This window comes from Candidatus Syntrophosphaera sp. (genome assembly GCA_019429425.1).
Taxonomy (GTDB): domain Bacteria; phylum Cloacimonadota; class Cloacimonadia; order Cloacimonadales; family Cloacimonadaceae; genus Syntrophosphaera.
Genome location: JAHYIU010000114.1, coordinates 1 through 5,159, shown reverse-complemented (window position 1 = coordinate 5,159; position 5,159 = coordinate 1). Strand labels below are relative to the sequence as shown.

The following is a 5,159-nucleotide window of genomic DNA, read 5'->3' as shown; positions in this document are numbered from 1 at the left end:
TCCAATGTTGCCCTGACCGGCCTGAAGAATGGAGCGGCCTATTCCGCGGCCAAAGCGGCACTGGTGAATCTGGTCAAAAGCGTGGCCCTGGAAACGGCTTCGGCCAACGTGCTGATCAACGCCATCTCGCCGGCCCCAGTGGAGACCGACCTGGAATCAGACTACGAGGGCGAATACCTGGAATTCCGCAAAAAATACTTCGAGGAGTTCCGCCGCCTGAGCCCCACGGGCAAACTCGTTTCCAAAGAGGAGATCAGCCATTTTGTCCAGCTGCTCCTGAGCTACAGCCTGGAGAACTTCACCGGCGCGAACATCGTCATCGACGGCGGCTTTTCCACCGCCCAATCCACATCCCTCCCGGAGGAAAAATGAGATATCACAAAGTAATATGCTTGCTGATCCTGGCCGTCCTGAGCGCCGGGCTTTATCCCGTGGCCTTTAAAGACGGGGAAAAGCTCACCTTCAAGGTCAAATATGGCATCGTCTCGGCCGGCGAAGCCGTTCTGGAAGCCAAATCCTCATCCTATCAAGGAAATCCGGTCTGGCATCTGAGCACCACCGCCAAGACCTATTCTTTCTTTGATCCCTTCTTCAAAGTGCGCGACAGGGTGGAATCCTGGTGGGACAAGCAGACCCTTCTGCCCTACAAATTTTCCAAGACACTGCAGGAGGGAAATTACCGCCAGCATCGCATCCACACCTTCGACCAGGCGGGCCGGAGCACCTATTACCAGAAATGGAGCTATAAAACGGATACCTGGACCAACGAGACCCAGGCATTGCCCTTCGACACCCAGGACATGCTGAGCGCCTTTTACGAGGTGCGCAACCGCAATCTGAAACCGGGTGCGGCGGTGACGGTCAACATCACTTCGGATGGGCGTTCCGTGCCCACGGAGATAGCTGTCCATCGCCGGGAAAGGGCCAGCACCATTTTTGGGACGGTCGACTGCCTGGTGATCGAGCCCCGCGTGAAAAGCGAGGCGATCTTCAAGCAATCCGGAAACATCCTCATCTGGGTGACCGACGATGACTACAAGATCCCCGTCAAACTCCAGAGCGCGGTCACTTTCGGCTCGTTCATCGCCATTCTGACCGACGCCCGCAACGTTCCCTACTCGATCAAAAACCCAGCCAAATAATGCCCGACCTGCTGAGCCTGGAGAGCTACGCCTATCATCTCCCGCCGGAACTGATCGCGCAATATCCGCTCGCGGAGCGAAGTTCCTCCCGGTTGCTGCATCTGGACAGGGCTTCGGGTGCCATTGAACACGAGCGGTTTTCAGACATCCTCGGCCATCTGCAACCCGGCGAAGTGCTGGTTCTCAACAACAGCAAGGTCATTCCAGCCCGGCTGTTCGGCAGCAAGGCCAACGGAGCAAGGATCGAGATCCTGCTTCTATACAAGCTCGAGGGAACCCGCTGGAAATGCATGGTCCATCCCGGCAAGCGCCTCAAAAGCGAGCAGTGGCTTGAGTTTTCGCCCCGCCTCAGGGGCTTGGTTTCGGAAGCCGATCCCGAAGGCTCGCGGGAGATCGAGTTTGAAGATGAAAGGACCTACTGGAGCGAGATAGAGCGGGTTGGCCATGTGCCTTTGCCCCCCTATATCAAGCGTCCGGATGAAGAAGCCGACCGGGAGAAATACCAAACTGTGTATGCCCAGGAACCGGGATCGGTGGCTGCACCAACGGCCGGACTGCACTTCACTCCAGAGCTTCTGTCCGCCCTCGAGGCCAGGGGCGTGATCATCCGCAACGTTGTCCTGCACGTGGGCATGGACACTTTCCAGCCCGTTAAATGCGAGCGCATCGACCAGCATAAGATACACAGCGAGTTTTGCACCCTGCCTCCGGAAACGGCGGAGGCTGTCAATGCCGCCAAGCAAGAGGGGCGCCGGGTCGTGGCCGTCGGCAGCACTTCAGTCCGCACGCTGGAGAGTTTCTGGAATGAGGGCCGAATGGGATGCGGATCAGGCTGGACGGACATTTTCATCCATTCCGGCAAAGAACCGAGGGTGGCAGACGCCCTGATCACCAATTTCCATTTGCCCAAGTCTTCGCTGTTGATGATGATCTCCGCTTTCGCCGGCTACGAACGGATCATGGCGGCATATGAAGAAGCGGTCAGGCAGAAATACCGCTTTTTCAGCTACGGCGACGCGATGTACATCTCATGAGGACAGAACTTTTTTACGACCGGTTGGATTCGACCAACCTCGAACACGCCAGGCTCCTAGCCAGCGGTGCAAAAACAGATCGCTGGGTCATCCGATCCGGAGAACAGACTGCCGGGATGGGCAGAAATGGCAACGCCTGGCTGTCACCCCGGGGCGGGCTGTATCTGAGCTTTGACCTGCTTTGTCCTCTCACAGTCCCCTCGTTCGCCCTTTACGTGGGCTTTTGCCTGCACAGCCTGCTCCTGAGGCTGTTTCCCCTGCAAGATCTGAGCATCAAGTGGCCCAACGACATCTATCTGGACGGGGCCAAGCTGGCGGGCATCCTCTGCCAGCACAAGCCGGAGGAATCCAGATACCTAATCGGCATTGGGATAAACACCAACACGTCCAGAGATGATGTGATACTTGAAGAAAGAATGGCTATCTTACCTGAAAGCATGGGATTTGCCATATCCAATTCTATCCTTGCCAAACTGCTCGTCGCTTCCGTGGAGGCCGAAGTGTCCAAGCTGGAACAACCGCAGAGCTATCTTATCCATTGCGACGGGCATCTCTACGGCAAAGGTGCCCTGGCTGAAGTATCTGCTCCCCAAGCCGAGCTCAAAGGCAGGATCGAAGGTATAGGCACCGACGGTTCTTTGCTGCTCCGGACCGCTTCGGGAGAAAGCGTCGCGGTTCTGCACGGCAGCCTGCGCATCCTTTCCTGATGCGTGATGACAGCTTTTGCTTGACAGATAGCGCCCAGCAAAATATAATGAAAAAAAAGTAATTTCTATTCCGGGAGGAAGAATGAACAAGTGGATACTGATCGTCCTCGTCGCGTTGCTGGGCCTATATTCCTGCGCCAACAACAGCTCCGCCGGGGCCGAGAAAGTCGAGAAAGCCGCCATCACCACCAAGGTGGCGATCCTGCCCCTCAAGGCATTGGACAGCGGCAGCAGATACATCACCAAGATCCTCACCGTGCGGGATCTTGAGCTCACCTTTGACCAGCACGCCAACTATACCCTGATGGACATGGATGAAACCGCCGAGCAGTTCAAATACACCGGTTTCAGGGACGTCGAGGACATGGATGAGGAGGACATGAAAGAGATCTCCGCCAATTTGACCTCGGACGTGATCGTGATGGGTACCGTCAGTGAAGGCCGCACGGGCATCTACAGCATATCCATGCGTTTTTACAGCACCTTGTCTGAAGAACTGAAGCAGATCAGCTTCAACGTCAGCAAGCTGAAGGAACCGCGTTGGAAAGCTTTGGAAGACAACATGATGAAAGAACTGGACGTGTTTGTCTCCAATGAAATGGACAAGATCTTCAACATCGCCACCAACTATTACAACAACGCCAACTACGTCGAGGCCGAAAGGGCCTTGAAGCAGGTGGTGGCCCTCAAGCCGGACAAGATGGAGGCCTATTATTACCTGGCCAACACTTATGTGAAGACGGACAGGAACGCCCTGGCGGAAGAGAACTTCATCAAGGCCTATGAGCTCAATCCCAAGGACCAACGCGTCTACAGCGCCCTGATCGACCTGTATGACAAGACCAACCAGCCCGCCAAGCGCATCGCCCTGATGGAGCAGATCGCCGCAGCCACCGAGGACGAGGAACTCTGGCTGGCCGTGGGCAACCTCTATGCCCAGCAGGGCAACGCCACCAAGGCCAAGGAATCATTCCGCAAGGCCCTGACCCTCAATCCGGATTATTCCACGGCCAACGTCCGCCTGGCCCTGATGCTCTATGACGAAGGCAGCTATGCCGAAGCGATCCCCTTGTTGGAAAAGGCATTCGACGAAGCGCCGGACAACGAACTGATCAGCCGCAGGCTGGCCACTTCCTATCAGAGGAGCGGCCGCATGCAGGACGCCATCGCCCGCTATGAGGGCCTGATCAAGAGCGATCCCAACAATGCCAACGCCTATCTGAACGTGGTCGGCCTCTATCGCACTTTGGCTGCTGACAGCACGGATCCCGCGGTGGTGGCTGAAATGAACAGCAAGGCGATCAATACCATCCAGGAACTGAGAAAGATCCAGCCGGAGAACGAGTTTGTCTATCTGAACCTGGCCGCCATCTACCTCTCCCAAAACCGTTACAATGACGCGGAAACCAATGCCAACCTGACCATTGCCCGCAATCCCGCCATCGCCCAGGCTTATATCATCCTTTCCGTGGTCAACCAGACACGAGGGACGGATGCCTACAACCGGTTCATCGATCTGGACAGGCAGGCCGCGAGGGCCGTGGGCAGGGAAGCCACCCGCCTGAAAAACGAGCGCGACGCCGCCAAGACCACCGCGAACACGCTGTTCCGCAGGGCTGAAGAAAACCTGAGATCGGCCCGTACCTTCGCCACCGATGCCGAACTGATCGCGGACATCAACAGCCGGCTCAGCCGCATTGCCCAGTTGATCAGCCAGACCGTGTAAAACCTCCGGGCCATAAACCCGGCCAGATATGAAAAGCGCCTGAGAACATCAGGCGCTTTCTTTATATTGCTGAGGGTTTATTGATGTTGCCACGCAAAACAGCTCAGTCCCGATCCCATTTCCCCCGCCTGATATTCCAACCATTCGTTTCCTTTATGTATCCCGCCGGATAACCGCCCGCCTGGCGGGCATCCAGTGGGAAACGAGCAGGAAACCAGGCTTCGGAATATAAGGTATGGCTTCTTTATCCTGTTTGAGAGCGAGCCTATTTAAAGGCTTCCATTCCCGAGAAATCACGCAGCGGGTCGAAGCTTTGCAGGACCCTGAGGTCGCTCTGCGAAAGCTCTTCCAGGCAGATCCGGGTTAGCAGTTCGCCCAGTCCGGGGCCAAGCATGAAGCCCTGCCCGCACATGCCAACGGCGTTGATCAGGTTTTTACCTGCCCTGCCCACGATGGGGAAGCCGTCCGGGGTCATCGGATACTGGCCGCGCCAGGTACGGCGGACCTTCAGATGGCGCAGGCGGGGATAGACCTCCAGCATGCGTTTGCT

At 56.6% G+C, this 5,159-nt stretch carries 6 protein-coding genes; 5 read left to right on the top strand and 1 reads right to left on the bottom strand.

From position 1 onward, the window contains the following. The 5 genes from K0B87_09200 to K0B87_09180 form a co-directional block, all read left to right on the top strand. A partial coding sequence (locus tag K0B87_09200; protein MBW6514911.1) for an SDR family oxidoreductase occupies nt 1-372 on the top strand: 372 nt, incomplete at its 5' end. Beyond that, nucleotides 369-1,142, top strand: a complete 774-nt coding sequence (locus tag K0B87_09195; GenBank protein MBW6514910.1) for a DUF3108 domain-containing protein — start codon at nt 369-371, stop codon at nt 1,140-1,142. The genes K0B87_09200 and K0B87_09195, both read left to right, overlap by 4 nt. Before the next feature lie 11 nt (nt 1,143-1,153). Then, complete coding sequence (queA, locus tag K0B87_09190) at nt 1,154-2,176, top strand: tRNA preQ1(34) S-adenosylmethionine ribosyltransferase-isomerase QueA (GenBank protein MBW6514909.1); 1,023 nt, start codon at nt 1,154-1,156, stop codon at nt 2,174-2,176. After that, nucleotides 2,173-2,883 (top strand): biotin--[acetyl-CoA-carboxylase] ligase, encoded by a 711-nt coding sequence (locus K0B87_09185; protein MBW6514908.1) that lies wholly within the window; start codon nt 2,173-2,175, stop codon nt 2,881-2,883. Before queA ends, K0B87_09185 begins: the two co-directional genes overlap by 4 nt. An 82-nt stretch (nt 2,884-2,965) precedes the next feature. After that, nucleotides 2,966-4,609, top strand: a complete 1,644-nt coding sequence (locus tag K0B87_09180) for a tetratricopeptide repeat protein (protein ID MBW6514907.1) — start codon at nt 2,966-2,968, stop codon at nt 4,607-4,609. A 265-nt stretch (nt 4,610-4,874) separates the two neighbouring features. Here K0B87_09180 and K0B87_09175 read toward each other — a convergent pair. Then, on the bottom strand, nt 4,875-5,159 hold a 285-nt coding region (locus tag K0B87_09175; GenBank protein MBW6514906.1), incomplete at its 5' end, for an FAD-binding oxidoreductase.

Bases quoted from the DNA above. Each gene is read 5' to 3' on its own strand.
- K0B87_09195 (MBW6514910.1), top strand. From the start codon at position 369: ATGAGATATCACAAAGTAATATGCTTGCTGATCCTGGCCGTCCTGAGC.
- K0B87_09185 (MBW6514908.1), top strand. From the start codon at position 2,173: ATGAGGACAGAACTTTTTTACGACCGGTTGGATTCGACCAACCTCGAA.
- K0B87_09180 (MBW6514907.1), top strand. From the start codon at position 2,966: ATGAACAAGTGGATACTGATCGTCCTCGTCGCGTTGCTGGGCCTATAT.